This window comes from Vibrio campbellii CAIM 519 = NBRC 15631 = ATCC 25920, from assembly GCF_002163755.1.
Lineage (GTDB): Bacteria > Pseudomonadota > Gammaproteobacteria > Enterobacterales > Vibrionaceae > Vibrio > Vibrio campbellii.
Genome location: NZ_CP015863.1, coordinates 499,103 through 522,983, shown reverse-complemented (window position 1 = coordinate 522,983; position 23,881 = coordinate 499,103). Strand labels below are relative to the sequence as shown.

General features: G+C 46.4%; 23 protein-coding genes and 1 other RNA gene. 7 read left to right on the top strand and 17 right to left on the bottom strand.

Annotated elements, in window-relative coordinates; genetic code table 11:
• Positions 1 to 3 precede the first annotated feature (3 nt).
• The 3 genes from rsmH to rsmI all read right to left on the bottom strand — a co-directional run bounded on the left by rsmH (position 4) and on the right by rsmI (position 2,964).
• Positions 4 to 954, bottom strand: a complete 951-nt coding sequence (rsmH, locus tag A8140_RS02600) for a 16S rRNA (cytosine(1402)-N(4))-methyltransferase RsmH (RefSeq protein WP_005528721.1) — start codon at positions 952 to 954, stop codon at positions 4 to 6.
• Between the two features lie 176 nt (positions 955 to 1,130).
• Positions 1,131 to 1,559, bottom strand: an RNA gene (rnpB, locus tag A8140_RS02590) — RNase P RNA component class A.
• Between the two features lie 541 nt (positions 1,560 to 2,100).
• The gene (gene rsmI / locus A8140_RS02585; RefSeq protein ID WP_005428578.1) at positions 2,101 to 2,964 is read right to left on the bottom strand and encodes a 16S rRNA (cytidine(1402)-2'-O)-methyltransferase; all 864 of its coding nucleotides are present in this window, start codon (positions 2,962 to 2,964) and stop codon (positions 2,101 to 2,103) included.
• 68 nt (positions 2,965 to 3,032) lie between these two features.
• Here rsmI and A8140_RS02580 point away from each other — a divergent pair, with 68 nt between their 5' ends.
• The 4 genes from A8140_RS02580 to A8140_RS02565 are packed head-to-tail and all read left to right on the top strand — an operon-like array spanning position 3,033 to position 6,474.
• Positions 3,033 to 4,844 (top strand): penicillin-binding protein activator, encoded by a 1,812-nt coding sequence (locus A8140_RS02580; RefSeq protein WP_005528725.1) that lies wholly within the window; start codon positions 3,033 to 3,035, stop codon positions 4,842 to 4,844.
• Positions 4,831 to 5,199: a YraN family protein gene (locus A8140_RS02575; protein WP_005528726.1), complete on the top strand. Its 369-nt coding sequence runs from the start codon at positions 4,831 to 4,833 to the stop codon at positions 5,197 to 5,199. Before A8140_RS02580 ends, A8140_RS02575 begins: the two co-directional genes overlap by 14 nt.
• Before the next feature lie 3 nt (positions 5,200 to 5,202).
• Positions 5,203 to 5,793 carry a phosphoheptose isomerase gene (locus tag A8140_RS02570; protein WP_005528728.1) on the top strand — a complete coding sequence of 197 codons (591 nt, stop codon included), beginning with the start codon at positions 5,203 to 5,205 and terminating at the stop codon, positions 5,791 to 5,793.
• Positions 5,794 to 5,814: 21 nt separating this feature from the next.
• Complete coding sequence (locus A8140_RS02565; protein ID WP_005528729.1) at positions 5,815 to 6,474, top strand: BON domain-containing protein; 660 nt, start codon at positions 5,815 to 5,817, stop codon at positions 6,472 to 6,474.
• A 101-nt stretch (positions 6,475 to 6,575) separates the two neighbouring features.
• Here A8140_RS02565 and sspB read toward each other — a convergent pair whose 3' ends face one another.
• The 8 genes from sspB to zapE all read right to left on the bottom strand — a co-directional run bounded on the left by sspB (position 6,576) and on the right by zapE (position 13,137).
• Entirely contained in the window at positions 6,576 to 7,055 is a 480-nt protein-coding gene (gene sspB, locus A8140_RS02560; RefSeq protein ID WP_005528731.1) for a ClpXP protease specificity-enhancing factor, read from the bottom strand.
• A gap of 19 nt (positions 7,056 to 7,074) precedes the next feature.
• The gene (gene sspA, locus A8140_RS02555; protein WP_005428584.1) at positions 7,075 to 7,710 is read right to left on the bottom strand and encodes a stringent starvation protein SspA; all 636 of its coding nucleotides are present in this window, start codon (positions 7,708 to 7,710) and stop codon (positions 7,075 to 7,077) included.
• Between the two features lie 96 nt (positions 7,711 to 7,806).
• The gene (locus A8140_RS02550; RefSeq protein ID WP_005528733.1) at positions 7,807 to 8,544 is read right to left on the bottom strand and encodes a cytochrome c1; all 738 of its coding nucleotides are present in this window, start codon (positions 8,542 to 8,544) and stop codon (positions 7,807 to 7,809) included.
• The gene (locus A8140_RS02545; RefSeq protein WP_005528735.1) at positions 8,541 to 9,806 is read right to left on the bottom strand and encodes a cytochrome b; all 1,266 of its coding nucleotides are present in this window, start codon (positions 9,804 to 9,806) and stop codon (positions 8,541 to 8,543) included. Before A8140_RS02545 ends, A8140_RS02550 begins: the two co-directional genes overlap by 4 nt.
• Positions 9,806 to 10,396: a ubiquinol-cytochrome c reductase iron-sulfur subunit gene (petA, locus tag A8140_RS02540; RefSeq protein ID WP_005528738.1), complete on the bottom strand. Its 591-nt coding sequence runs from the start codon at positions 10,394 to 10,396 to the stop codon at positions 9,806 to 9,808. The genes A8140_RS02545 and petA overlap by 1 nt, the downstream gene beginning before the upstream one ends.
• Positions 10,397 to 10,943: 547 nt before the next feature.
• Positions 10,944 to 11,336: a 30S ribosomal protein S9 gene (rpsI, locus tag A8140_RS02535; protein ID WP_005436094.1), complete on the bottom strand. Its 393-nt coding sequence runs from the start codon at positions 11,334 to 11,336 to the stop codon at positions 10,944 to 10,946.
• A 15-nt stretch (positions 11,337 to 11,351) separates the two neighbouring features.
• Complete coding sequence (gene rplM, locus A8140_RS02530; RefSeq protein ID WP_005372872.1) at positions 11,352 to 11,780, bottom strand: 50S ribosomal protein L13; 429 nt, start codon at positions 11,778 to 11,780, stop codon at positions 11,352 to 11,354.
• Positions 11,781 to 12,033: 253 nt separating this feature from the next.
• Positions 12,034 to 13,137 carry a cell division protein ZapE gene (gene zapE / locus A8140_RS02525; protein ID WP_038862659.1) on the bottom strand — a complete coding sequence of 368 codons (1,104 nt, stop codon included), beginning with the start codon at positions 13,135 to 13,137 and terminating at the stop codon, positions 12,034 to 12,036.
• A gap of 197 nt (positions 13,138 to 13,334) precedes the next feature.
• Between zapE and zapG the strand changes: the two genes are divergently transcribed.
• The 3 genes from zapG (at position 13,335) to degS (ending at position 16,620) form a co-directional block, all read left to right on the top strand.
• Complete coding sequence (gene zapG, locus A8140_RS02520) at positions 13,335 to 13,778, top strand: Z-ring associated protein ZapG (protein ID WP_005528741.1); 444 nt, start codon at positions 13,335 to 13,337, stop codon at positions 13,776 to 13,778.
• 202 nt (positions 13,779 to 13,980) lie between these two features.
• Positions 13,981 to 15,348: a Do family serine endopeptidase gene (locus A8140_RS02515; protein WP_005528743.1), complete on the top strand. Its 1,368-nt coding sequence runs from the start codon at positions 13,981 to 13,983 to the stop codon at positions 15,346 to 15,348.
• A 204-nt stretch (positions 15,349 to 15,552) separates the two neighbouring features.
• A complete protein-coding gene (degS, locus tag A8140_RS02510; RefSeq protein WP_005528745.1) occupies positions 15,553 to 16,620 on the top strand; it encodes an outer membrane-stress sensor serine endopeptidase DegS in 1,068 nt (355 codons plus the stop codon).
• 38 nt (positions 16,621 to 16,658) lie between these two features.
• Here the strand turns inward: degS and parC are convergent, their stop codons facing one another.
• The 6 genes from parC to nudF all read right to left on the bottom strand — a co-directional run bounded on the left by parC (position 16,659) and on the right by nudF (position 23,683).
• The gene (gene parC / locus A8140_RS02505; protein ID WP_005528747.1) at positions 16,659 to 18,947 is read right to left on the bottom strand and encodes a DNA topoisomerase IV subunit A; all 2,289 of its coding nucleotides are present in this window, start codon (positions 18,945 to 18,947) and stop codon (positions 16,659 to 16,661) included.
• Positions 18,948 to 18,950: 3 nt separating this feature from the next.
• A complete protein-coding gene (gene parE, locus A8140_RS02500) occupies positions 18,951 to 20,831 on the bottom strand; it encodes a DNA topoisomerase IV subunit B (RefSeq protein WP_005528749.1) in 1,881 nt (626 codons plus the stop codon).
• Between the two features lie 250 nt (positions 20,832 to 21,081).
• Entirely contained in the window at positions 21,082 to 21,666 is a 585-nt protein-coding gene (yqiA, locus tag A8140_RS02495; RefSeq protein ID WP_005528753.1) for an esterase YqiA, read from the bottom strand.
• Between the two features lie 55 nt (positions 21,667 to 21,721).
• Positions 21,722 to 22,528, bottom strand: coding sequence for a 3',5'-cyclic-AMP phosphodiesterase (gene cpdA / locus A8140_RS02490; RefSeq protein ID WP_005528755.1), 807 nt, complete (start codon positions 22,526 to 22,528; stop codon positions 21,722 to 21,724).
• A 61-nt stretch (positions 22,529 to 22,589) separates the two neighbouring features.
• Positions 22,590 to 23,033, bottom strand: a complete 444-nt coding sequence (locus A8140_RS02485; RefSeq protein ID WP_005395930.1) for a DUF1249 family protein — start codon at positions 23,031 to 23,033, stop codon at positions 22,590 to 22,592.
• The gene (gene nudF, locus A8140_RS02480) at positions 23,033 to 23,683 is read right to left on the bottom strand and encodes an ADP-ribose diphosphatase (RefSeq protein ID WP_005528757.1); all 651 of its coding nucleotides are present in this window, start codon (positions 23,681 to 23,683) and stop codon (positions 23,033 to 23,035) included. The genes A8140_RS02485 and nudF overlap by 1 nt, the downstream gene beginning before the upstream one ends.
• Positions 23,684 to 23,881 lie beyond the last annotated feature (198 nt).

Below are 23,881 nucleotides of genomic sequence, written 5' to 3'. Positions count from 1 at the left end.
TAATTAAAGCTTTTCTGCAATTCTTAGCACTGAGCTTCGAGAGCGCGGGTTCATGTCAATTTCTTGTTTCGTTGGCTTGTTCGCTTTACCAATCGGCTTCATGTTCGCACTACCAAGCGCACGGATTTGTTCTTCCGTCATCGGAATACCGTGTGGCACTTCTGGGCCTTTGCTCTCTTTACGGATGAAACGTTTCACCATGCGATCTTCCAATGAGTGGAAACTGATCACAGACAAACGGCCTTCAGGAGCCAAAATACTTGCCGCACCTTTTAGTGCCGTATCAATTTCTTCTAATTCACTGTTGATGTAAATGCGAAAAGCCTGAAAAGCACGGGTTGCTGGGTGTTTTTTCTCTTTAAAGCTCTTTGGTGCCGCATCTGAGATCAATTTTGCTAACTGACCAGTACGAACCATTGGCTCGTTTTCTTCATCTTCGCGGTAAGCTACGATCGCTTTGGCAATGCGGCGGGCGTGTTTGTCTTCACCAAACTCACGAATAACCCAAGTAATGTCATCAAGGTCGGCTTCCATCAGCCATTGAGACACAGGAATACCCGATGTTGGGTCCATACGCATGTCTAATGGGCCGTCTTTCATAAAACTAAAGCCGCGTTCAGCATCATCAAGTTGCGGAGACGACACACCTAGGTCTAGCAATACACCGTCAACTTTACCAACTAGGCCATACTCTTCTGCGTATTTCGCCATACCTGAGAACGGACCATGAATGATAGTGAAGCGCGGGTCATCGATTTTCGCGGCTTCTGCGATGGCTTGTGGGTCTCGGTCGATGCTATACAGTCGGCCATTTTCACCCAGTTTCGACAAGATAGTTCGGCTGTGACCGCCACGGCCAAATGTTCCATCGATATAGATACCATCGGGTTTGATAGCCAAGCCATCAATGGATTCATTTAATAACACGGAGATATGTTGAAATGTTTCGGTCATAGCTGTCTCGTTGAATGATCTTGAAGCGATTCTTTAGTGTACTGATTTCCCACATCATCGCTACCTCAAGTCTAAAGTTAGACGTGATTCAGCGCCAAGTTTATTGGTAATGACATAGTTTGCGTCAATTAAATGCAAAAAACCCATCACTACCGAAGTAGAGATGGGTCTCGAATAGGTGGAGCCGACACATAAGCCGGGTTCTGTTCCGCTTGCGCGGCGGTAGCCATTCGTCTAGGCCAGCAATCACTCACTGGCTCGAGCAACCTACCCGCCTCCTTACGCGAGCAACGCAATGTGAAGGCCTATTTGGTCTTGCTTCAGGTGGAGTTTACCCTGCTACGAACTATTACTAGTCGTCCGGTGCGCTCTTACCGCACCCTTTCACCCTTACCTGTGCCCTAGGGCCATCGGCGGTCTTCTCTCTGCTGCACTTGTCGTAGGCTTGCGCCCCCCAGGCGTTACCTGGCACCTTGCTCTATGAAGCCCGGACTTTCCTCCCCTTTGTCAGTCTCCCGAAGGACGTCAACGTCAGTCTCCCAAAGGGACTTCGACGTCAGTCTCCCGAAGGACATCAACAAAGCAGCGACTACCCAGTCAGCTCCGAGGGCGGATTGTATAGAGTTATCCCCCCAGAGTCTAGTGAGATCACAGAATTGCTGAAAATGGTTGGTTAAGTGGTCAAAAAGACAGCGATACATAGAGGCACTTCGTTTCGGGAGGCGAGAACGCTTCGCTCCGAGAGAAAGAAAGTGGAGAACTGCGTTTCGGGATTCGGGATTCGGGATTCGGGATTCGGGATTCGGGATTCGGGAACATGATGCTCCGAGAGGGACTTTGAAAGTAAAGTTGGAAAATAAATGCATAGCCATATTAACAACGCACTTTATTAGCCTTATCTATGTAAACCTAAAAGCAAACTGCCCTCACACAGGAAACTACCAACGCGCACCTCTCGAAGCGAAGCATTCTAAAAGCGCGAGAGCTCATCAAACAAAAAGGGAGCCGCGTTAACGACTCCCCTTATTAGTCTTATCCAAATAGCTCTGTAAACTAAAGGCTCTTGCAGGAAACGACCAATGCGCACTTCTCGATTCCCGACTCTCGAAGCGAAGCGTTCCCGAAGCGTTAGCGCTCTACAAACTTCTAGCCAAGATTCTCCAAGCCCCACTTATACAGTGCGTTTTTCTTGAGGCTGTAGATCTCTGCGGCAAGTGCTGCGGCTTTCTTCAATGGCAGCTCTTTCGTCAATATGCCCAGCGTACGGGTTGCTTCATCTGGCAACGTATCTTCAGTTGAATCGCGGTGGCCGTGGATAAGCAGAACCATCTCACCGCGCTGTTGGTTATCATCGCTTTTTACCCACTCAATCAGTTCGCCTAACGGCATTCCCTGAATGGTTTCAAAGGTTTTGGTTAGCTCTCGCGCCAAGACAACTTCTCGTTCTGGACCAAGAACGTCTAACATATCTTGTAGAGAGTCTAAAATGCGATGCGGTGATTCATAGAAGATACAAGTGCGTTCCACTGACGCAATTTCCAAAAACTTATCTTTACGGCCTTTGCTTTTCGGTGGTAGAAATCCTTCAAAACTGAAGCGATCAGAAGGTAAGCCCGATGCACTTAACGCTGTGATGACCGCACACGCACCAGGAAGAGGCACAACTCTTACGCCCGCTTGACGACATTTTGTTACCAAGTGGTATCCTGGATCGCTTATTAGCGGCGTACCAGCGTCAGAGACCAATGCAATTGACTGACCTGATAGTAGCTTTTCAACTAAAACTTGCGCCTTTTGCTGCTCATTATGATCGTGTAGCGCGAAAGTTTTGGTTTGAATATTGAAGTGAGACAGTAATTTGCCCGTATGTCGAGTATCCTCAGCGGCAATGATGTCCACATTCGACAGAACTTCGATAGCACGTTGTGTGATATCCGCTAAATTTCCGATTGGAGTCGGTACGATGTAGAGAGTTGGCCCCTCATTCGGCAACTTATTTTTATCTGTCATTTGTTTACCATCACTTCAACGATTAATATAGAGACAATTTTGTACAAAATTATAGAGAACTCACGGCAATGATGAACCATAAGAGACTCAGTGTACCACGCTTACTCACTCCTGTTGCACTGGCAATTACGCTCGCAGCCTGTTCTTCAGGCCCGCGACAACCAGACAGCGTAGACATTACACTTGAGCCGACACAGTCTGTTCAGAACTACATGATTCAAGCGGATAGCACCGAAGGCAGCTTGCAAAACGACTGGTTGATCATGGCGACCAAAGCAGCCATCCAAGCAAACAAATTGGATCAAGCGGAACTGCTGATCAAACGTCTTTCTCGTCAACAATTGACCGAAGTTCAACAAGCCGAGTGGCAATTAGCCCGTGCGACCATACAGCAAAAGCAAGGCAATTACTCTCAATTGCTACAAACACTGAACTTTAAACCTTGGTGGAAACTACCGAGCGAACAGTGGAAAGACTATTATGAGCTGCGTGCGGATGCTTACCAAAGCTTGAACCAACCATTCGAAGCAAACCGCCAGCTAGTCGCACAAGGTCAATATGCTTCGTCTGCCGAGCAACGTGAAATCTCTAGCCGTATTTGGATGAACTTTGGCAGCTACTCAGAGAGCGAACTGACATCACTGCAAACCGAACCAAACGAAGATGTTCTTGATGGCTGGTTACAGCTAGCTATTTATGCAAAGACGCTTTCAAGTAATATTCCTCAGCTGAAAAACACCCTTGAGCGCTGGCTAAGTGAAAACCCTTCACACCCAGCAGCCGTTTACACACCCGCTGAAATCCAAAACATCTTATCTTTAGAAATCGTTAAGCCAAACAACACGGCGCTACTGTTGCCTCTAACTGGTAAGTTTGCTCCGCAAGCTCAGTTGATCCGTGATGGCTTCATTTTTGCGATGATGAACGATGACATGCGCGAGCCGAGCGCAACCTTAACAGTCATTGATACCCACGCTTACAGTGCGGATCAAATCAAGCAACGCCTGATCAACGAGAACATCGATTTTGTTGTGGGTCCTCTGCAAAAAGAAAACGTAGAGAAACTACAAGCGACCTTTGATGGTTCTGAAACTGGCGTAAAAATCCCAGCTCTTGCATTGAACATTCCTGAAGACGTTCAACCGGGTACTGACATGTGTTACCTAGCACTGTCTCCAGAGCAAGAAGTGGCGCAAGCGGCGAAGTACTTGTTCAATCAAGGCTACCAATTCCCAATGATTTTGGCACCGAACGGTGCTTACGGTCAGCGCGTGGTTGAAGCGTTTAATGAAGAATGGCGCAAGTACAGCTCAAACAAAGTGGCTTCAAGCTATTTTGGTGACAAACGCCAGCTGCAGAAGAACATCAACAACGTATTTGGCCTACAAGAGAGCCAACAGCGTATCGCACAAATGCAGTCTCTGATGCGCATTTCATTAGAAAGCCCACCACGTAGCCGTCGTGATGTGGATGCGGTTTACATTGTTGCTCGTAGCTCTGAACTCACGCTAATCAAGCCATTTATTGAAGTGGCGATTAACCCTGATGCGAAGCCACCTAAACTATTCTCCAACTCACGCAGTAACAGCGGTGGTACGACGTATGAAGACCTTTCTGGTGTAGCATACAGCGACATTCCGATGTTGATTAACCCAGATCCAACCATCGCGGCAGAAATGAATGAGCTATGGCCAGATCAATCCAACATGGAAAAACGCCTTGAAGCGCTAGGTATGGATGCATACAAGCTGATCGGCGAGCTACCACAAATGAAGCTTCTACCGGGTTACTCGGTTAGCGGTCAAACTGGTATACTAAGCATTAACAATAATTGTGTTGTTGAACGTGAGCTAGACTGGGCTGAGCGTGGGGCTCTTTAGTAAGCGACAAATTGGTAATCAATACGAAACCCTGGCGAAGCAGTATTTGCAGCGCCAGGGTTTGCGCTTTTTAGATCAAAATTTTCTGACTAAATTCGGCGAAATTGATTTAATCTTCCAACAAGGTGAAACTATCGTCTTTGTTGAGGTCAAATATCGTAAGAATGATAGCTTTGGCTCAGCAGCAGAAATGGTCACCCGCGCAAAAATGCGTAAACTAGTCAAAACAGCCCAAATTTGGCTAAGCCAGCAAAAACGCTCGGCGTACAATATCGATTATCGGTTTGATGTGGTCGCCATTCACGACAGTGGTCGAGACATCAACTGGATACAAAATGCAATCTCTGAAGGATAAACGATGCTAGACAGCATTAAAGACAGTTTTACAGAAAGTATTCAAATTCAAATTGCGGCAGCAGAAGCGCTGCCAGATGCCATCACTCACGCCGCTCAAGCAATGGTGTCGAGCCTACTCAATGGCAATAAAATCCTATGCTGTGGCAACGGTGGCAGTGCCTCGAACTCGCAACAGTTTGTCTCTTGCCTTTTGAACCGATTCGAAACTGAACGCCCTAGCCTTCCAGCGATGGCTTTAACAGCAGACAACACAACATTGACTGCGGTAGCGAACGATTACCACTACCAAGAGATCTTCTCTAAGCAAGTACGCGCATTTGGCGAACCTGGCGACATCCTTCTGGCAATTTCGACCAGCGGTAACAGCAAGAACGTCACCAAAGCAATGGAAGCGGCGGTAACACGTGACATGACCATCATTGCTCTAACAGGTAAGGATGGCGGTGAGATGGCCGGCCTACTCGGCGAGAATGATGTTGAAATTCGAATCCCATCACATCGCACAGCGCGCATTCACGAAGTACACATGGTGACACTTCACTGCCTGTGTGATCTAATCGACCAAGTACTTTTCCCAGCTCACGAAGAATAACTGAATTGAGAGTTTAAAATTATGATACGTAGTCTTGTCATTTTATGTGCCGCGCTCAGCATGAGCGGCTGTGCAGGTTTGTTTATTGCAGGTGCAGCCACTACGGCTAATATCGTCACGGATACCCGTACCACCAAAGAAATTTGGCAAGACAACAACATTGAATTCGAAGTCGCAGCGATCGGGAATAAAGCACCTTTTAAAGGAAAAGCCCGCGTCGTGGCCAGCTCATACAATGGCACCGTAGTCCTAATGGGCCAAGCTCCTACTCAAGACTTGATTAACGAGTTTGAAAACAAAGCCCGTGAAGTGAAAGGTGTGAAGAACATTCACAACCAAATCAAACAAAAAGAACCTCTCAGCGTCACACAAATCAGCAACGACAGTTGGATCACAACCAAAGTGAAGTCTGCGCTGCTGACGGACAGTGAGCTCAACGGTGTGAAAGTGAAAGTCATCACCGAAGACAGCGACGTGTTCCTATTTGGTTACGTAACACCAGCACAAAGCGAGAGAGCAACAGAGATTGCACGTAATATTTCTGGCGTGAAGCAGGTCGTTAAGGGCTTCCAGTATGGCGATGAAAAGCCGTTAGAAGTAGAAGAGCCAGAAGCAGCGAACTCTGAGACGGCAGTGACAGAAGAAGTCACTGTGAAAGAAATAGATGGACAAGCAAACTAAGCCATTGGCATCAGGTGACGGCAATAACTTCAGTGGCTAGCCGTTTCATTGCTTGAATCGAAAAATAGGTAAGAAAAAAGCAGCGTATTCACGCTGCTTTTTTATTTGATAACTCGTAAGCTTGGTCTGCCTTTCGGGCGAGGTGCTTCTTCCTCTTCAGACTCCGAGTCCACGCTTTCTGATTCGTCACTCACGGTAGTGAAAGTCGGCGATTGTTCTTCTTCAACAATGCCTTCTTCTTCAATGTGAGTGTACGCTTCTTCCGGTTCAAACATGGTACCAGCGCCATTCTCACGTGCGTAAATCGCTTGTACAGCGTACACAGGCACGATCACTGAATGTGGGCGACCACTGAAGCGGGCATGGAAGGTAATCGCATCATTACCCAACTCAAGTTGACCAACAGCACGTGGAGCAATATTCAGAATGATTTGACCATCTTGAATAAACTCAACTGGTACACGCACACCTGGCATAGTTGCATCTACAACCAAGTGCGGAGTTAAGTCGTTGTCTACTAGCCAATCATAAAATGCACGAAGCATGTACGGGCGGCGAGCAGTCATTTTTGCAATATCCATAACGTGTTATCTGAGCCGCTTAGCGAACTAGGCGCATTTCACGTTCAGCTTCAGTTAGAGATGCAAGGAATGAATCACGTTCAAATACGCGGTTCATGTAAACTTTGATCTCTTTTGAACCAGGGCCTACAAGCTCGATACCTAGTTGAGGCAGACGCCACAATAGTGGAGCTAGGTAACAATCGATTAGGCTGAACTCTTCGCTCATGAAGTACTCGTACTCAGCAAAGATTGGTGCAAGAGTCAGAAGATCATTACGTAGTTTGGTACGTGCTTTTTCTGATTCTTCAGCGTTACCCTTAACAACTTTTTCAGCGAGTGAGTACCAGTTGCGTTCAATACGGTACATCATCAGACGGCTGTTACCACGAGCAACTGGGTAAACAGGCATTAGAGGTGGATGAGGGAAACGCTCGTCCAGATACTCCATGATGATTTTTGAATCGTAAAGAGCTAGCTCACGGTCAACAAGAGTTGGCACTGATTTGTATGGGTTTAATTCAACAAGCTCAGCAGGAAGGTTAGCTTCATCAACAAGCTCAACTTCAACACTTACGCCTTTTTCAGCTAGTACGATGCGAACCTGATGGCTATACAAATCTGATGCACTTGAGAAAAGAGTCATCACAGAACGTTTATTGGCAGCTACAGCCATGGAGCCCTCCAGTACACTTACAAATAAAAATAATGGAGGCTAAGCCTCCATTATCCAGCAATTAAAATTGGGAATTAGCACAGTATGATAGCACAATTAATGCACATCACGCCAATACTCTTTCTTGAGCATCACGACAACGATAGTTAATAGAACTAGGAAGCCCATTGCCCACCAACCAAGCGCATGACGTTCAAGTTGAACTGGGTCACCGGAGTAGACTAGGAAGTTCACTAGGTCACCAACGGCTTTGTCGTATTCGCCAGAGCTTAGCTCACCCGCACCGTTAGTTTCAGTACCAACAACCACTTGTACTTCTTCACCGTCCACAACTTTAGTGCCGTAAACTGGCGTCGGGATACCTTGAAGCTCTTCAAGAACGTGTGGCATACCAACACTTGGGAAAACAATGTTGTTCACGCCGAATGGACGAGATGGATCAACATAGAAAGAGCGCAGGTAAGTGTACAGCCAGTCTGCACCACGAACTCGAGCAACCAGTGTTAGATCCGGTGGCGGAGCACCAAACCAATCGCCCGCTTGCTTCGCAGGCATCGCATTCACCATTAGGTCACCGATTTTCGCTTCAGGGTCAAAAATCAGGTTTTCCTTCATTAGATCAGCAGGAATGTCTAAGTCCGTCGCTACTCGCTCGTAACGCTGGTATTGCGTTGAGTGACAACCAAAACAATAGTTCATGAATAGCTTCGCGCCGTTTTGCAGCGAAGCTTTATCCGATAGGTCCACGTTCGCTTTGTCTAGCGGTACATTGGCACCCGCTGCCATCGCTAGAGACGGCAACATAGCAAATAGAATTACAATCCACTTCTTCATTTGAATGTCACCCTTTCTGGTAATGGTTTGGTTGCTTCATTTTTGCTGTAGAAGAACAGCAGTACAAAGAACATGAAGTAACACAAGCTAAAGATCTGAGACAGAATTGTGTACAGCGGCGTTGCCGGCAGTGCACCCAAAATACCCAGAGCGATAAAGGCGATAGTGAATTGAAAAATATTCAACAGGTGAAATTTGCTACGGTAACGGTATGAACGTACTTTACAACGGTCCAACCAAGGTAGAGCAAACAGTACTACGATTGACGCCCCCATAAAGATTACACCCAATAGTTTGTCTGGAACCGCACGCAAGATTGCATAGAACGGAGTGAAGTACCATACAGGAGCAATGTGCTCAGGCGTCTTCAGTGGGTTTGCAGCTTCAAAGTTAGGCGGCTCAAGGAAGTATCCCCCCATCTCTGGGTTAAAGAACAGCACGTAACAGAATAAGAACAAGAAGCCAGCGACACCAACCAAGTCCTTAACCGTTCCGTAAGGGTGGAAAGGAATAGAGTCGATGATGTCGTATTTCTTCGTGTAGTAATCGTGGAACTTGAATTGCGTTTGGTAATCGTCGCCCATCGAGCCTTTTGGTAGCTTAGTCTCGATACCATCCGGGTTATTAGAACCAACTTCGTGCAGCGCCAACACGTGTAGTACGACAAGAAGAAGTAGCACGATAGGCAATGCAATAACGTGCAGTGCGAAGAAGCGGTTTAACGTTGCACCAGAGATGATGTAGTCACCACGGATCCAAAGCGTTAGGTCGTCGCCAATAACAGGAATCGCACCAAACAGAGAAATGATTACCTGAGCACCCCAGTAGGACATCTGGCCCCATGGCAGTAGGTAGCCCATGAATGCTTCTGCCATCAGAACCAAAAAGATCAACATACCGAAGATCCAAAGTAGCTCACGAGGCTTTTGGTATGAGCCGTAAATCAAACCACGGAACATATGTAGGTAAACAACGACGAAAAATGCCGAAGCACCAGTCGAGTGCATGTAGCGCAGCAACCAACCGAAATCAACGTCACGCATGATGTATTCGACAGAAGCAAATGCGCCTTCACCTGAAGGAACATAGTTCATCGTAAGCCAAATACCCGTCAGGATTTGGTTAACCAGTACCAACATTGCCAGAGAACCGAAAAGGTACCAAAAGTTGAAGTTCTTAGGCATTGGGTATTCAGACAAATGCTTTTTGTAAGCATTCATCGCGGGAATTCGTTTTTCAACCCAGTCTAATAGTGCTTGCATTATGCGTCTCCCTCATCAACACCGATCATGAGCTTCGTATCACTCAAGTACATGTGCTTAGGAACCACAAGGTTCAGAGGTGCAGGAACACCTTGGAACACTCGACCAGCCATATCAAACTTAGAGCCGTGACATGGACAGAAGAAGCCAGACTTAACGCCTTGTACTTGCTCTGAGAAGGTGTCAGGTAGATAGGTTGGTGAACAGCCTAAGTGAGTACAGAAGCCAACTGCCACGAAATACTCAGGTTTGATCGAACGATGCTCGTTCTGAGCATAAACTGGCTGTTGTTCCATTTCCGATTGTGGGTCACGAAGCTGTCCGTCGATATTCTTTAGGTTATCCACCACTTCTTGAGTGCGACGTACAACCCATACAGGCTTACCTTGCCACTCAACACGAACCATCTGACCGGCTTCGATTTTACTGATATCCACTTCCACCGGTGCACCCGCAGCTTTTGCTTTGGCACTCGGATTCCATGATTTGATAAAAGGCACGGCGACGGCAGCTGCCCCTAATCCACCAACAACTGCCGTTGTAGCGGTTAGAAAACGCCTGCGACCGTTATTTAAAGGCGCGTTGCTCATCCAAACATTCTCCCATTTGCTCCCTTTGGATCGTTATTATTCCGCTTATAAGAGCATGGCTAACAAATAATGAATTTAGTTCTATTTATTGGGAGAAATGATAAAGAAAACCCTACTTTTTGACAAGATAAAGCTACCTTTTTGTAACAATTGTGAGGCAAATCGCTCACGCCGTCACAAAAGCGGCAAAATTATAAAAAATAGATGTGATTTGTAACAAGAAAGCGAAACGAAGAATGGCTAGAAATAGGATAAAAAGCCTTGTATTCCGGCTGTTTTCAGTCAATTACGTAGAAAGATCTTTCAAGAATGTGAAGGTACTCTCCACTTTTGTTATCTCAGTTTTGTAGCACGAATAAAACCAGAAAACATGCAGATAAAGCGCTCAAATGTTGCGAGGATATTAAGTAAGAAAGTGAAAGCAAACGCGAGAAGAAAAACGGACTTTTTCAAGCTTTAGAAAAACAAAAAGCTCGGCATATAGCCGAGCTTTGGTACACAGTATCCAGAGTAACTCTGGACCAGCATAATTTCCGATAAGAGGAAATTAACGCTTAGAGAACTGTGGACGACGACGTGCTTTACGTAGACCAACTTTCTTACGTTCAACGCAACGAGCGTCACGAGTAACGTAACCAGCTGCACGTAGAGTAGGACGTAGAGACTCATCGTATTCCATAAGAGCGCGAGTGATACCGTGACGGATAGCACCTGCTTGACCAGAAATACCGCCACCTTTAACAGTAACGTATAGGTCTAGCTTCTCAGTTAGTTCAACTAGCTCAAGAGGTTGTTTAACAACCATGCGAGAAGTTGGACGACCGAAGTACTCATCAAGGCTACGCTTGTTGATTACGATGTTGCCGCTGCCTGGTTTGATGAAAACACGCGCAGCTGAGCTTTTGCGACGGCCAGTGCCGTAGTATTGATTCTCTGCCATTTTCGAAATCCCCAATTAGATGTCTAGTACTTGTGGTTGTTGAGCAACATGGTTGTGCTCAGCGCCCGCGTAAACTTTAAGCTTACGGTACATAGCACGGCCTAGAGGACCACGTGGAAGCATGCCTTTAACTGCAAGCTCAAGAGCCATCTCAGGTTTACGATCGATCAGCTTTTCAAAAGTGATAGATTTTAGACCACCTGGGAATTCAGAGTGACGGTAGTACACTTTGTTCTTAGCTTTGTTACCAGTTACAGCAACTTTCTCAGCGTTGATAACGATGATGTAATCACCAGTGTCAACGTGAGGAGTGTATTCAGCTTTGTGTTTGCCACGTAGGCGAGATGCAATTTCACTTGCTAGACGACCAAGAGTTTTACCCTCTGCGTCTACAACGTACCAGTCGCGTTTTACAGTTTCTGGTTTAGCAACGAAAGTTTTCATGCTAATAATAACCCGTTAATTAAAATTTAAACTTTAAGGAACACCCAATAGTGCTCCCACACTGTCTAAGAGCCCAGTCATCACCCCTTCGAGTCGTTGGTTCTCTCGACCTTCTATGTCGAAATAACTTCGATAATCAGGTCTGCAGTAACGGTGGGTCGCAGGATTATAGAGAAGAGCGAAGAAAAAATCACCTTTTTTTGCGTTAAATCACGAATTTTTTCTTCACTTTTTTAAGATGAGTTGCTGATTTTTACGCCAGATGCTCTCTAGCGAGGTATTCGTGGCTTTGCATCTCGGTCAATCGAGACAGACAACGTTTAAACTCAAATTCCAACTGCCCTTGCGTATAAAGGGATTCCATCGCCACTTCTGCAGAAATAATCAGTTTGACGTTACGCTCGTAGAACTCGTCCACCAACGCAATAAAGCGTCGCGCGGCATCATCTATCTTACGATCCATCTGCTTTACGTCTGCCAGCAATACCGTGTGGTAGATACGAGATAATTCAATATAGTCATTCTGACTACGGGGCGTTTGGCATAGTTGCTCAAAAGAAGCATGTAGCACGCCATCACTAGCTTCAATCACCGCCACTTCGCGATGGTTAATTTCAATGCTGCTTGCTGCAACTTTTCTTTCACCAATCAGTTGGTGGTAATAGTTATTAAGGTTGACGGAGGCTCGTTCATCCAGCGGGTAATGATAGATTTCCGCTTGTTGCAGAGTGCGTAAACGGTAATCCACCCCACTGTCGACATTGAGCACATCACAGCGCTGAACGATCATATTTATCGCGGGTAAGAAACGGGCTCGTTGCAAGCCATTACGGTACAGGTTTTCTGGCTCAATGTTGGAGGTTGCGACCAAAATCATTTGGCGCTTAAACATTTCTTGCAGCAAAGTCGCCAAGATCATCGCATCGGTAATATCCGAAACAAAGAACTCGTCGAAACAGACAATATCCGCCTCTTTTTTGAATAAATCAGCGATTTTCGAGAGCGGATTTTCCACTTCTCCAAGGCGTTTGAGCTCATCGTGCACACGATACATAAAACGGTGAAAATGCACTCGCATCTTTTTTTCCGTCGGCAAAGCATCAAAAAACGCATCCATTAAATAGGTTTTACCTCGCCCTACTCCGCCCCAAAAATATAACCCTTTTGGCGGCTCTGGCATTTCTGGCTTTTTACCGAGAAGTTTCTGCCAAGTGCTAAGCTGTGGAATAGGTGCAGACTGAAATTCTGCAATCGCATGGTAGAGTTTATCTAAAGCAACGACAGCGTTATATTGGGCTTCATCACGCTGGAATCCATGCTCTGCTATGTCTTGTTGGTATCGTTGTAATGGTGTCATGGCATTGAGTCGTATCAGAGGTACAGAGAAAATTTGTCACCTCGGGGACAGCTTTGAGAATAGAGAGAAGTGGATATCAGTCCCCGAAAACATACCGCTATTTTTCTTTATCGGCTGTTCAAGCCATAGTAACATGGACAAGCACCGCGTGTAACTAAGTAGTAAAAGACTTGTTAAAACAACTATAAGGAGCAGTTATGCCTTGGATTTATGCCATTGTGGGTTTACTGGTCGGTACAATCGTTGGCGTAGTCATTAGTCGACTAACCACCCCCGAATACAAAAAACAAAAGTCTGTGCAAAAAGAACTCGAAGCAGCCAAATTTGAACTAGAGCAACAACGTCAAGAGCTCGTCGATCACTTTGCACAAACTGCAGAAATGTTGGATACCTTGGGTAAAGATTACACTAAGCTATACCAGCATATGGCGAAAACGTCTTCAGAACTTCTACCCAACTTGCCTGAGCAAGATAATCCGTTTGATAAGAAGACAGCAATGTCGACTGAATCGATCGAAGAAGACCAGTCAGACGTCAGCGAACAACCGAAAGACTATGCCAACGGCGCAACCGGTCTTTTGAAGGATCAGGAAAAAGAAATCATCGACGCACCAGAAGCTGTCACTGCTAAAGCGTCTTAATCCCCCTTTTCCTGCCTAACTGGGTCAATACATACGCATTTCTTATCAATTTGTATTGACCCTTTTTGAACTTTTCTTAAGCAACTCATCTCTAACTTTCAGTGACCTGCCACCCCGTTTCGATTGTCCTAATTAATACATACATAATTAATGTTTAGGATGTTTCTTTTTGGCAGACCTGTTTTTCAAGAGGAGTTATTTGATGAAAAAGCCATTGCTTGCGTTAACCGTTCTTTCTTTAAGCTTGGGTTCAATCATCACCCCAGTTACCGCAACCGCGGCACTTCCGCTTAGTGTGGATGGGGAACAGTTACCTAGTCTTGCCCCTATGCTCGAAAAGGTCACCCCTGCAGTTGTGAGCATTGCGGTGGAAGGGAAACAAGTGCAAACCAGCCGTATCCCGGAGCAGTTTCAGTTCTTCTTTGGCCCTGAATTCCCAACAGAGCAGACCCGAGAGCGCCCATTTAGAGGTTTAGGTTCTGGTGTCATCATTGATGCGAAAAAAGGCCAAATCGTCACAAACTACCACGTGATTAAAGGCGCGGATGAAATTCGTGTCCGCTTGTACGATGGTCGCGAGTATGACGCTGAATTAGTCGGTGGCGATGAGATGTCAGATATCGCGCTGCTTAAACTCGAAAAAGCCAAAGACCTAACACAAATTAAAGTCGCTGATTCAGACTCTCTGCGTGTAGGTGACTTTACTGTGGCTATCGGTAACCCATTTGGTTTAGGCCAAACGGTCACATCCGGTATTGTATCGGCACTTGGTCGAAGCGGCTTGAACGTCGAGAACTTTGAAAACTTCATCCAGACCGATGCCGCAATTAACAGCGGTAACTCAGGCGGCGCTTTGGTTAACCTCAACGGTGAACTGATCGGCATCAACACGGCAATTCTTGGTCCAAATGGCGGTAACGTGGGTATTGGTTTTGCAATTCCGTCCAACATGATGAAGAACTTAACCGATCAGATCTTAGAGTTCGGTGAAGTGAAACGCGGCATGCTCGGTGTTCAAGGGGGCGAAGTAACCTCAGAGCTTGCTGAAGCACTGGGTTATGAGTCAAGCAAAGGCGCTTTCGTCAGCCAAGTGGTACCCGACAGCGCGGCAGATAAAGCAGGCCTGAAAGCAGGTGACGTGATTGTTTCTGTGAACGGTAAAGCGATTGATACCTTCTCTGAGCTTCGTGCAAAAGTCGCAACGCTTGGTGCTGGTAAAAAAATCACACTTGGAGTGATCCGCGATGGTAAGCAAAAATCTTTCGATGTAACGTTAGGTGAATCAACGAATGTGAAAGCGAAAGCGGAAACACTGCATGAAGGCCTAAAAGGTGCAGAGCTAAGTAACACCACGCCAAGTGACAAGATCCAAGGTGTGAAGGTCACTAGCGTTGCGGAGAACTCTCCTGCAGCTCAATACCAGCTAGCACAAGATGACATCATTATTGGTGTGAACCGTAAACGCGTGAAGAACCTTGCCGAACTGCGTGCGATTGTTGAAAAGCACAAAGGTGTGCTGGCAATCAATGTTCAACGTGGTGATCGCACGGTTTACTTGGTTATCCGTTAACTGGGCTAAGTGATAAGCCAATCACACAAACAGAAGCGAAGGAATGGCGTCCGTCATTTAATTCGTGATGACACTCGAATGCTTTACTTATGTCATGGTTTTTTAAAAGGGCAGGACGATCACGTCTTGCCCTTTTGTTATTTTTAAATGTAATGCTATCCTTCAGTTTTCTATGCCAATTGGGCGCTCAATTATGGAGAGGTTATGCTTAGCTTTTTGTTACGTTCTGTCTTTTTAGGCTTAGCAACTGCCGTCATTGTATTACTCGCCGTTCCATCTTTGCGCAGCAATGTCATCCCAACCGCGCTTGTTGATCCACAACCAAGCAACATCGCGTCACTCGAGGTGTCTTTTAACCAAGCGGTAAGAAAGGCAGCGCCCGCGGTAGTGAATATCTACAGCCGTAAGTATGTGGAAAATGACCGCAGCAAGCTTTCAACTCAAGGCTTGGGCTCTGGCGTTATTGTTAGCGAAAAAGGCTACATCATTACTAACTACCACGTAGTGGCTCAAGCTGACCAAATCGTGGTTGCGCTACAAGATGGCCGCGTCGCTGCAGCTCAATTGGTTGGTACTGATAAGCGTACGGACATTGCGATCCTACGTGTCGAAGGTTCTAACCTTCCTGTTATCCCACTCAATCCAGAATACAAACCTCGAGTTGGTGATGTCGTCCTAGCAATTGGCAACCCGTACAATTTAGGTCAAACCACCACCTTCGGAATTATCTCCGCAACTGGTCGTTCGTCTATCAGTGACGGTCGCCAAGCCTTTATCCAAACCGATGCAGCAATCAACGAAGGTAACTCGGGTGGTGCTTTGGTCAACACGCAAGGTGAATTGGTAGGCATAAATACGGCTTCATTCCAACAGGCGACAGACCTTGAGACCTACGGCATCTCCTTTGCAATTCCAGCCCCTCTAGCAAACAAGATCATGCAGAAAATCATCGCAGATGGTCGTGTAATCCGAGGCTACATTGGTATTGATGGGCAAGATATTAATGCGGTAACTGCTCGCTTGTTAGGTAACGAACACATTGGTGGCATCGTGGTGTTAGGCATTGACCCGAATGGTCCTGCGAGTGATGCCGGTTTTGAGAAACAAGACATCATCATCAGTATTAACGGTACGAAAGTTCAAGGACGCCAAAGCGTGATGGACATCGTCACTGACCTACGTCCGGGCACCTCCGTCGATGTTGGCATTATCCGCAAGGGTAAAGAAATGAACTTAAAAGTCACCATCGCCGAAGACAAACAAGAAGCATAAAAAAATCCCAGCCATTGGCTGGGATTTTTGTTTGTGCGCTATTCGCTGTCGCTTGGTTCTTCTAAAACTTCTGCGCTTCCGCCCATCTCAATTTCAATTCGTGTTACGCGTTGTAAACCACGTGGTAGTAAGCTACCTCGGCGTCCACGTTCACCACGGAAGTTCTCAAGGTCAGCAGGTTTCAAGCCTAGTTTACGCTTACCTGCATACAAGGTTAGAGACGCGCCTTGTGGCAGAGCCATCAAGTGAGAAAGCACCTCTTCACGCTCTTTCGCCTTCGCCGCTGGAATGTTGATGATCTTGTTACCCTTACCTTTCGCCAATTGCGGTAGGTCTTTAATTGGGAACAACAACATGCGACCTTGGTTGGTAATCGCGAGAATTTCATCCGAATCCAAATCAGCAATCGTCTTCGGTGTCATCACCTCAGAGTTTGCAGGTAGCGTCACCAATGCTTTACCGCTGCGGTTCTTCGATAACAAGTCTGAGCCTTTACATACAAAGCCGTAACCCGCGTCAGAACCCACCAGCCATAACTGCTCTTCTTCACCCATGATCACTTGGCGAATATTGCTGCCCGCAGTGATATTCAAGCGACCAGTAATCGGTTCACCTTGGCTTCGTGCTGACGGTAATGAATGCGACTCAAGTGAGTAGCTTCGGCCATCACTGCCAAAGAATACCGCTTGCTGGTTACTCTTACCGCGCGCATGCGCTAGGTATTTATCACCAGACTTGTAGCTCAAGCCTTCTGCATCCACATCGTGACCTTTCGCGTGACGAATCCAACCTTTCTCAGAAAGCACAACCGTGATTGGCTCGCTTGGTACTAGGTCGCGTTCAGTCAGCGCTTTTGCTTCTGCACGTTCAACCATTGGAGAACGACGATCATCGCCGTACTTCTCTGCGTCTGCTTTGATTTCTTTCTTCAGTAGTGTGTTTAGACGACGCTCAGAACCTAGTAGCTGTTCTAGCTTATCACGCTCTTTCTCTAGCTCGTCTTGCTCACCACGGATCTTCATCTCTTCTAGTTTGGCTAGGTGACGAAGTTTGGTATCTAGAATTGCATCCGCTTGGATATCGGTAATACCAAAGCGTTCCATCAGCACTGCTTTTGGATCGTCTTCAGTACGAATGATCTCAATCACTTCATCTAGGTTGAGGTAAGCAACCAACAAACCTTCCAAGATGTGTAGACGAGCCATTACTTTGTCTAGGCGGTGTTGTAGACGGCGACGTACAGTCGTGCGACGGAACTCGATCCACTCAGACAGAATTTGAACCAGACCTTTAACTTGAGGACGGTTATCCAAACCAATCATGTTCAAGTTAACGCGGTAGCTGCGCTCAAGATCGGTTGAAGCGAACAAGTGGTTCATCAACAGATCGCAATCTACGCGGTTTGACTTAGGAACCACAACGATACGCGTTGGGTTCTCGTGATCCGATTCATCGCGAAGGTCGTCAACCATTGGCAGCTTCTTAGCGCGCATTTGGTTTGCGATTTGCTCAAGCAGTTTCGCACCTGATACTTGGTGTGGCAGAGAAGTGATCACGATATCTGAGCCTTCTTTGTGCCATACCGCGCGCATCTTGATGCTGCCGCGACCGTTACGGTAAATCTTCTCGATATCCGTTTGCGGCGAAATGATTTCTGCTTCTGTCGGGTAGTCTGGGCCTTTAACGAACTGCATCACATCTGGCAGTTCCGCTTTCGGGTTGTCGATCAAATGGATGGTTGCATCCGCCACTTCACGAACGTTGTGAGGCGGAATATCCGTCGCCATACCAACTGCGATACCAGTTACGCCGTTTAGCAGGATATGAGGTAAACGTGCAGGCAACATTTGTGGCTCTTTCATCGTGCCATCAAAGTTAGGTTGCCATTCAACCGTACCCTGACCTAATTCGCCCAGCAGAACTTCGGCAAACTTAGACAGTTTTGCTTCGGTATAACGCATTGCCGCGAATGATTTTGGATCGTCTGGCGCACCCCAGTTACCTTGACCGTCAACCAATGGATAACGGTAAGAGAATGGCTGTGCCATCAATACCATCGCTTCGTAACACGCAGAGTCACCATGCGGGTGGTATTTACCCAGTACGTCACCAACGGTACGTGCTGATTTTTTGTATTTCGCTGATGCCGAAAGACCAAGCTCCGACATTGCGTAAATGATACGTCGTTGAACCGGCTTCAAACCATCGCCAATGTATGGCAATGCGCGGTCCATGATTACGTACATCGAGTAGTTCAGATAAGCGTCTTCGGTGAACTTGCGCATTGGCAACTGTTCAACGCCATCGTAAGTAATTTCTGTAGACATCCGTTAAACCTCTGCCATATCGCCGTTGTTTTGTAGCCAAGAACGACGATCATCTGCTCGTTTCTTACCAAGCAGCATGTCCATCATTTCCATGGTCGCCGCCGAGTCATCAATGGTTAACTGAACCAGACGACGCGTGTTTGGATCCATGGTTGTTTCGCGCAACTGAAGTGGGTTCATCTCACCCAGACCTTTGAATCGTTGCACGTTGATTTTGGCTTTCTTCTTCGACAAGCGCTCTAGTACGCCATCTTTTTCGTCATCGTCTAGGGCATAGAATACTTCTTTGCCACAGTCGATACGGTACAGAGGCGGCATGGCTACGTAGATATGACCAGCTTCAACCAGCGCACGGAAGTGACGCGTGAACAGTGCACATAACAGCGTTGCGATGTGTAGACCATCCGAGTCCGCATCGGCAAGGATACAGATCTTACCGTAACGCAGGCTGTCTAGGTTGTCACTGTCTGGGTCGATACCCAAAGCTACCGAGATATCGTGCACTTCTTGAGAAGCCAGAACTTGATCTGCAGAGACTTCCCACGTATTCAGGATTTTACCGCGCAGTGGCATTACCGCTTGGAACTCACGATCACGTGCTTGTTTAGCAGAACCACCCGCCGAGTCACCCTCTACGAAGAAGATTTCGGTGCGGTTAAGGTCTTGCACAGAACAGTCTGTCAGTTTACCTGGCAGTGCTGGGCCTGATGCGACCTTCTTACGCACAACCTTTTTGCTCGCACGCATACGGCGATGGGCATTCGCGATACACACTTCCGCTAACTGCTCAGCCAGCTGTGGTTTTTCGTTCAACCAAAGGCTGAATGCGTCTTTTACGACACCAGAGACAAAGGCAGCCGTCTGACGAGAAGACAGACGCTCTTTGGTCTGACCGGCAAATTGCGGATCTTGAATCTTAACAGACAGAACGTAAGAACAGCGGTCGAAAACGTCATCACCCGTTAGCTTCACGCCGCGAGGCAATAAGTTACGGAATTCACAGAACTCACGCATTGCATCGAGCAAACCTTGGCGCAGGCCATTAACGTGCGTACCACCCTGTGCGGTTGGGATAAGGTTCACGTAACTTTCCGTGATCATCTCGCCGCCTTCTGGCTGCCAGATCACCGCCCAGTTTGCTGCTTCAGTTTCTGCTGAGAACTCACCAGTAAATGGTTCTTCAGGGAGAACTGGATAACCTTTCACACCTTCCGCTAGATAGTCTTTAAGACCATCTTCGTAGTGCCATTTGTAGTCTTTGTTGTTTACTTTATCGGTAAACGTAATCTCTAGACCCGGGCAAAGTACTGCTTTCGCACGTAGGTTATTCACCAAACGTGTTACCGAGAAGTTTGCAGAATCAAAGTACTTTGCATCTGGCCAGAAGTGCACGCTGGTACCACGGTTGCGACGGCCACATGTGCCCGTAACCGTTAGGTCAGAAACATTATCACCGTGTTCAAAAGCAATCTCATACACTTGACCGTCACGACGGACCGTCACTTCAACGCGCTTGGACAACGCGTTTACTACTGAGATACCTACACCGTGTAGACCACCAGAGAATTGGTAGTTCTTGTTAGAGAATTTACCACCTGCGTGAAGCTTACATAGGATCAGTTCAACACCTGATACCTTCTCTTCTGGGTGGATATCAACAGGCATGCCTCGACCATCATCGATCACTTCTAGTGATTGGTCAGCATGTAGGATGACTTGTACTTTTGAGGCATGTCCGGCTAGCGCTTCATCGACACTGTTATCGATAACTTCTTGGCCCAAGTGGTTTGGGCGCGCTGTATCCGTATACATCCCTGGTCGGCGACGTACTGGCTCTAAGCCATTCAGTACTTCAATGGCACCAGCATTATATTGTTCAGTCATAATACGGAATTGTTCTCAAAGTTTACTTGTAACCCGAGCCCCGCGAATGTGCCGGCGTACTCGAGAAACGAAAAAGCTACCCCGTCTGCGTGCTTATCAAAGATAAGATCATGCATAACAAAGTAGTCAGGGCTTCATACCCTTAAGATCTTTTTTGGCAAAACATAGTCGGAAAGCCTGCCAACTATGTCAAGAAACGGTTGGATATAGCAATTAAAACTATGAGCCTATTCCAATCGTCTCGATAGTATTACAGTTTTAGGAATTCAATGATTTGAGCAGGATAACGCTCAAAGCCGATAAAACTGTGATCACCACCTTCTTCTACCGTTTGTTTCGCTTGCGCGAACTTTTCTACGGCCTGGCGATAGTCCAAAACCTCGTCTTCCGTTTGCTGTAACAACCAGAAAGACTCAGGCGACGCGATGCTTTGTACATCAAGTGCTTTCAGCTCGTCAATATGACAAGCTTCAAGTGTATAGGTTTCGTGCGTATACGGGTTGGTTTGCTCACCAAGGTAATCCACTAGCAATTCATAAGGCTTTACGGCTGGGTTTACGACGACGGCTCGAAAATCAAATTTCGCATTTAGCCACGTTGACATGTAACCGCCTAGCGAACTGCCAACAAGGCCAATATTATAGTCGTCTTGATGTTGCTCAACGATTTCAAGCAAACATTGAGCAGCTAGTTCAGGGAAACAAGGTAGTTGAGGTACGACAACCTTGATATCCGGTCGCTGCTGTTCACAGTACGCTTTCATTAGGTTCGCCTTCATGGAAAGCGGCGAGCTGTTAAAGCCATGGATATAAAGCAGCAAAGAAGGTTTGCTCATGATCGCCTCACGTTAAAAAAGTAAGCCCGAACATAAGGTTCGGGCGTGATAATGATTAGTATCCGTTTGAATTAAAGTCTGGCTGGAATTGGCCATCGGGTAGTCGGTTGACTTCTGTGGTAATGTCACCATTACTGTGCAACTCAAGTTCTCGCCAACCCGGTGATTCTGTATCAAGTGCAAAATCATCGGAGTCCGGTTTGAATTGCACACAAGTCGACGGTGTTGCCATCACGCGGATGCCATTATAAAGAACATTCATATCTTGGTGCACATGACCACATAAAACGCCTTTTACGTTCTCAAAACGGCCCACCACTTGCCAGAAAGCATCCGCATCTTTTAATGCATGTTGATCTAACCAAGCACTTCCTACCAACAATGGGTGGTGGTGTAATAACACCAAGGTATGTCTTTGCGGGTTTTCTGCCAGTTTTTCTTCTAACAGTGCTAACTGTTGGTCACTCAAACGTCCGTGGGGTACCCCCACCACTTGTGAATCCAATAAGACTAACTGCCAATGCTCACCAAGCATCACATGCTCAGCAGCTTGAATTTGAGGAGATGGCAGTACACTGCCCATATTTGGCTTGTAGTCGTGGTTACCTGGAAGCCAGAAACAATCTTTTTTCAGCGGCGCGATACCCTCTGCAAAACGCTGGTAAGACTCGGCACTATGGTCTTGTGAAATATCACCCGTTGCCAAAATGTATTCATACTGCACTTGGTGATTAAGAATCTCTTGTACCACGGCTGCGAAGCTGTCAGCGGTTCTTACGCTCAGCAAACTGCCCTCATCTGCTTCAAACAGGTGAGTATCCGTGATTTGTAATAGCTTTATGCTGTCACTAGATGATTGCAAAATGAAAACCTGATTCGTCCACTATATAGTTTTTAGTTATTTTCCTTTAGTGGCATGACAATCAATTGAAGGCAAGTGGCGTTCTACTAATGCCACTTCGTAAACAGAATGTCAGCCATTCACCAAGGAACGTATTAAGTTGATGCTTTTCATCTTTCTGCATCAACTGGTCGTTGGGATAATCATATTTAGCTTTGATGCGAGAAAACTCTCCGCTTGAGCATACTTCAGCAACTCTCGCATCGTGATAAAGCCTGACAGACATCGTCGGTAAAGGAAACACTGGTGTTTCATCACTCTGACATATCTCAACAACTGTGGTGTATTTTGTGATTTCATTCACGGTCAGTTGGTAAACCATGTTTGCCGCTTGATAGCAGCGAACATCACCAACTTCAGCAGAGGCAGGCAACAAGGCGTTCAACTTAGCGTAGTTGGTCTCATAAGTTCTCATTAGACCGGCTAAGTCGACATGGTATCGCTGTTTTTCAGCTACTTGTGCCATTACTTATTCTCCACTTTCGGGGAAACTTCCCATTGCGATGTCAATTCTTGGTGATTTAACTGCAACCATTGAAGAGCAATGATTGAGGCACCGTTTTCGAATTTTCCATCTTTCACCCACTGATACGCGGTTTCACGACTCATGACATGGACTCGAATATCTTCATTCTCATAGTCTAAACCATGAATGCCATGCGCTTTAGTTGCATCCACTTCGCCAATGAATACATCCAGCTTTTCAGAGCAACCGCCAGAAGAAGGGTAATAAGAGGTTATCGGAGCCACACGTCCGACTTGAATACCCGCTTCTTCTTCCGCTTCTCGACGAATCACCTCTTCAGCAGATTCGTCACGATCAATCATGCCAGCGACAATTTCGTACTGCCATGGGTATGAATGTTCCAAGGCTCCTACTCTGATCTGTTCAATGATCACAACCTGATCAGTCACAGGATCATACGGGAGCATGGCGGCAGCATGACCACGTTCGAACATTTCTCGTTCGACAATCCCACTCCAACCACCAGCAAATAACCTATGCTTAAAACGGTATTTCACCATTTTAAAGAAACCTTTAAACACGGTTTCTTTCGAGATTATTTCCACATCTTGGGAAGTAAAATCGTTCTGTTGCTTGTCACACTGTTGCATTCAGCACCTCTCTGAGTGAATCTTGTAGTTTACTCATTGTTATTCGCATGCTCAAAGGACTTGGCTCAACTTTTTGTACAATAGTTATAAATTATTTTAAGCCTTTGCCAACTACTTATTGCACAAGTGGATAATTACGTGTAAAAAAGTGCAAAGTTTCGAGTAAATATCGTCCAAATTGAGTTAAACTACTGAGAA